Source organism: Microcystis sp. LEGE 08355, from assembly GCF_015207185.1.
GTDB lineage: Bacteria > Cyanobacteriota > Cyanobacteriia > Cyanobacteriales > Microcystaceae > Microcystis > Microcystis panniformis.
In genome coordinates this window covers 1-2,630 of sequence record NZ_JADEXI010000623.1, presented here as the reverse complement: position 1 = coordinate 2,630, position 2,630 = coordinate 1, and the positions used below count along the sequence as shown (strand labels likewise).

Annotated in this window: 2 pseudogenes; both read right to left on the bottom strand. The window is 38.6% G+C overall.

Annotation, left to right across the window (positions count from 1 at the left end):
* Window positions 1-244: 244 nt before the first annotated feature.
* Window positions 245-2,503, bottom strand: a pseudogene (locus IQ242_RS22065) (WD40 repeat domain-containing protein); the annotation flags it as partial.
* A gap of 8 nt (window positions 2,504-2,511) precedes the next feature.
* Window positions 2,512-2,630: pseudogene (locus IQ242_RS22060) on the bottom strand (IS30 family transposase); the annotation flags it as partial.

The window sequence follows — 2,630 nt, the reverse complement described above, 5'->3', positions numbered from 1 at the left end:
ACCCGTTAAGACTACATCGGAACTATGAATTATGAATTATGAATTATGAATTATGAAGTGGGGTGTGGGGTTTTAGGGATTTTCAGATCGGGATTACCTCTCATTGAGACTCCCTTGGCTAACTTCTAAGTAGGGAGGCACAATTATTTGTAGGATGGGTTAGCGGTAGCGTAACCCATGCGGGCGTTGGGTTTCATGCTTCAACCCAACCTACGTTCTCCCTTGGCTAACTTCTATCTTTTTTTCAACGTGACAGAAAAGCTCCTAAAATTTTCATTGTGTTGATCGTTTCATAATTCAACCCTTCTACTCCCTTAATATTTGTTTGTTCATAAAGTCTAGGAGAGCGTAAAGTATTCTGACATTCTCCTGTTTTTAGGTTCCAAAGTTTAATCGTCTCGTCTTCACTTGCGCTGGCCAATGTCTTACCGTCGGGACTAAAACACACTGACCTGACACTTTTAGTATGTTCACACAGAAGTTGATGAAGTTCACCTGTTTCAACATCCCAAATTCGGATTGTTGCGTCATCCCCTCCACTTGCTAGTAACTTCCCATCGGGACTAAAGGCCACTGACCATACCCAAGACTTATGACCTTCAAAACTATTAATTAATCTACCATCTTTGACTTGCCAAACTTTGACCGTTTGATCATCACTTGAACTGGCTAATCGCTGACCGTCAGAGCTAAAGACAACAGACCAAATTCTTCCTTGATGACCTTTAAAAGTCCGCAAAGATTGAGTCATATCATCTTCAATAGACCAGAGTTTTATAGTTCGATCTTCACTACCAGTTGCTATTAATCTTCCGTCAGGACTAAAAGTTACTGATAATACCCAGGCCTGATGTTCCTCAAAAGTCTTGAGACAAAATCCTCTCGGAACCGACCAAAGCTTAACAGAATTATCTCCACTACCACTTACCAGCATTTGACTATTAGGACTAAAAGCGATCGCCCATACGCGCTTTTGATGTTCTGGGGAAAAAGTGTATTTTTCATCTGTCCTAATATCCCAAAGTTTGATGGTGTTATCGTGACTGGTACTAGCAATCAGTTGACCATTCGGACTAACTGCGACTTGATGCAATAAAACCCAATAATCTTTTTCTTGTAAAATTTTAATTACTTTGCCACTTTCCCCTGACCATAATCTAATCGTTTGATCTCCACTTCCACTTATCAATGTTTTTCCATCGGGACTAAAAGCTACTGAACAGATCCAGTCAGTATGACCATTAATCTGTTGAAGACATTTATGGTTTTTGATAGACCATAATCGGATCGATCGATCTATAGAACCACTCAAGATATATTGACTATCGGGACTGAAAGTAATCGATGATAATCGATTGCCATATCCCCTAAAACATTGAAGACATTCTCTTGTTTTTACTGACCATAATCGCAGTGTAAAATCTTCACTCCCACTGGCTATATATTGACCGTCGGGACTAAAAGCAATTGACCAAATCCAGCTTTCATGTCCTTCTAAAGTATCAATATTTTGATATTCTCCTTCTATAATAGACCATATTTTAATGGTTTTATCCCCACTTCCACTGGCTAGAAGTTGACCATCGGAACTAAAGGCAACTTGCCAAACCCAATCTTGGTGTCCTGTAAGAGTATGGAGACATTTTCCTGTGTCAACTGACCATATTTTGATGGTTTTATCAGCGCTGCCACTGGCTAAAAGTTGACCATTTGGACTAAAGGTAACACCACCTACTCGTTCTTGATGTCCTTCAAGGGTGTGGAGACATTCTCCTGTTTCAACTGACCATATTTTAATAGTTTTGTCCTCACTTCCTGTGGCTAAAAACTTACTATCAGCACTAAAAGTAACGGCTCTGATAGGAGCATAATGTTTTTGAGAAGGGTGGGGCAAAGAATGACAATTTATAGATAGATCTGTTGTAATAGACCAAATTTTAATAATTCCGTCTTGTCCCCCACTTGCTAGTAACTGTCCCTCGGAATTTAAGGCTACTGACCACACCCAACTTCCGTGAGCAGGAAAACTTTTGCTTAATTCTAATTTTCCGTCTTGTTTGACTTTCCAGAGGTAAATCATCCCATGACTGTCACCAGTTGCTAAAAGATCTTCTCTTGGAAAAGAGCGATTAAACTGACTGCAAGAAATTGATAAAATACTGCCACAAGTTTGAGGGAAAATACAGTCAAAAAACTGTGAGTATGAAAAATCTACTTGGTTGAGTTTAATGTTTGAGAAATCAACTTGTCGAATAGAGATATGAGAAAAATCGTAGCCGATTAAGTGACCATTTTTCAGTATATTAAGTAAGTTGATAATATTGCCAGCAATGCCGCCAATTTGTCCAGAAGATTGATGTTTTAATGTCTTTAAACAATCGATTAGGTTGCTTTCCAGATTGTTTTCTTGAAAATTATGGATTAAGTTCTTGATTATTGGGTGTAAAATAACATTAATTTGAATCTTTCTTAGATAATCAGGAACAGTGGTTTTAGTCAAGGAGGGCCAATTCAAGTCTGAATTGCATCACTATCTGATCTACCTTTATAGAATACCTCATTCGGGGTACGATAGTCAAGACATTTTCGAGGACGATTGTTAATCAAGTTTACGGCTCTTTCCACCTCCT